We start from the raw sequence: 2,621 nt of genomic DNA, 5'->3' as shown, positions 1-2,621 counted from the left end.
TGCTGAACAAAGCTTTCGCTTTCCACTTTGGTAATCACATTATTAACCTGTTCAGTCAATTTATTCTGAACATTCGTGATAGAACTTCCAACACCTGCAAGTGCATCAGCTACATCAGGATATTCTTTGTTTTCTGTTTCGCCATCATCTTTAACAGACTTAACAGTAAATTTAGGAGCAGTCCAAGCGCCATTTTCATATTTAGCGCCACCACCAAAATACTTGGCTATATTCTCAGATGCTGTTTTGAGATCACTTGTTACAGTTGTAACATTTTGATTTGTAGTAAACAACTGAGAACCAATGACTGCTTCATCTGAATTTGCACTGAGAGCGCCACCTAATAGACCGGAAATTTTCCTTGCCCCATTATCTTTATTCAGAATGCTGATTTCAGTACCACCAGTTCCTTTCCCAATGGTGATAACACCTGATCCCTCAGCACGGAAACTGCGACTTAACGCCATCCCTTCTTCTTGCTTAACAAGAATACTGTCTCTCACATCAGCAATTTCATTATTTGTTGCAAAAAGTTGTGAACCATTTACCGCTTCTGTCGATCCTACTGAGAGCGCCCCATCTTTAACGCCTTTTAGCTCTTTATTGCCAGCATCAATACCACCAGTTGTTATTTTCGGACCACCTGTAATAACTAAGCCTGTTGCGTCTAAGGTATTTGTACCTGCCTTTATGCTCTCTAGTGTGATGTCCTTTGCTAAATCAAATTTTACCTTATTGTCATCTTTGCCTTTTGTAATATTTAAGTTGCTACTTCCAGCTGCCAAATCCATTGGGTTGGTTGAATCAACACTTGTCGTATCTGCACCATCAACAGAGAGATCCCAACTTGAAGTTATAGAGTTTTTTAGAGCTTTTAACTGCGCAACATTCACGGCATCAGTCTCGTCCGTGCCAGATGCAACGCCAGAAAGAATTCTGGTCTTATTATCTTTATTGGCAATCGTGATTTTATCGCCATCTGTATCCTTACCAATGGTGATATATTTCGTCTGCGCATCTTGTTTAATAAAACTACTGGCTGCTACTTGTTCTTTTATTTCCTTCAGTTGTCCAAAATTCACCGCATCGGTGCTTTCAGTACCCGTTGCCACTCCAGTTATCTTTTTACCTCCAGCATCAATACCTCCGGTGGTTATTTTCGGACCATTGGCAATCACTAAGCCCGTTGCGTCTAAGGTACTGCTTCCTGCAGTTACTTTATTGACTGCGATTTCCTTAGCTAGATCAAATTTTATATTATTGTCATCTTTGCCTTTTGTAATCGTAAGATTTGTACTTCCAGCGGAAAAATCTACCGCGCTGTCCATGATAACGCTCTTACCATCCTTACCCCCAACAGATAGTTTCCAACCGCCATTTCTCACGACACTTTCTAAGTCTTTTAACTGTACAACATTTACTGCATCAGTAGGGTCACTACCAGCTGCTACACCTATAATCTGCCGCGTCACGCCCGTACTAGAATTACCAACACTAACGGCACCCTGCGTACTCTTCCATTGCGCTTCAGTGCTTTTTGTCTCCCCCTGCAGCGAAGAAGCATATCCTGGAAGACCTAGAACCCTATCAGCGAGAACATTACTTCCTATAGCAACACCACCTTGTACAGAAACTATAGAACTGGCACCTATTGTGATACTGCTTGGAGCAAAAGCGTAAGACATAGAACCTATAGCAATACTAGATTCACCTATCCCACTTGCCTGATTACCCATAGCAATACTATACAGCGCCTCCTTTGTTACAGATGCATTGTAACCAAGAGCAATCCCCTTTTCTGCATAATTCTTCGCGCCGTAACCAAGAGCCATTGCATAATCACCAGCTGCAAGTACTCTATTTTGTACATCAATATCCTGTATTCCAGATCCAGGACCAGTTCCAACACCACCGATTGCAATGCTATAAATGCCTTCCGTTTTTGCCCCCCGCCCCAAAACAACAGTACCATACGCGCCCTTAGGTGACTCTGCCATATAACCAATAACAGCATTCCAACCACTACCAGATTTTGCACTGTACCCGATAACAACAGAACCGTATGTACCTCTCCCAGAACCACCACCAACCACATCGTCACCGATAAAAACACCCCACTTGCTTTCTGTAGAATTAATCCCACTACCTAAAATAACATTGTTATTTGGAGAACGTTGCATTCCTGCAGTTCCGCCCCGCAAAAAGTCAGAAACATTAACAGGGGTTGCATTCTCATTATTCCCTGCAAACGGTTGGGTTGTAGAGCTATCACGAACAAGCGACCGTGGACTAATGAGAGACTTTTTATATTGCTCGTCTGTACCTAGGGTTCTTACCAATAAATTTTTGCTATCTTCCGCAAGAACATTTACGATAGGACTCTTATCTCTCTTACCAGAAAGGGTTTTGGTTAAAAAATTTGCGTAATCATCAGAAGCATTCAAACCAGCAACAGAGAGAAGGCTTTGTGGATAAGATACACCAGCACTTTTTACACCCTCAAGAAACGTGTTTCTAAAATCAGGATTTGCTGAAAAAACAGGCGTAACATTCGATAAGAATGTAGCCGCTATAGCCAACGAAAGAACTTTAACAAAAGAAAAACGAGAACGTTTTAATTC

The 2,621-nt window shown here is 41.7% G+C and carries 1 pseudogene; it reads right to left on the bottom strand.

The window, feature by feature from the left end:
- A pseudogene (locus tag ACFIJJ_RS09390) lies at positions 1 to 2,621 on the bottom strand (hypothetical protein); the annotation flags it as partial.

The organism is Bartonella sp. TT29SHDZB, from assembly GCF_042193395.1.
GTDB lineage: Bacteria > Pseudomonadota > Alphaproteobacteria > Rhizobiales > Rhizobiaceae > Bartonella.
This window is presented reverse-complemented; position numbering and strand designations above follow the sequence as displayed.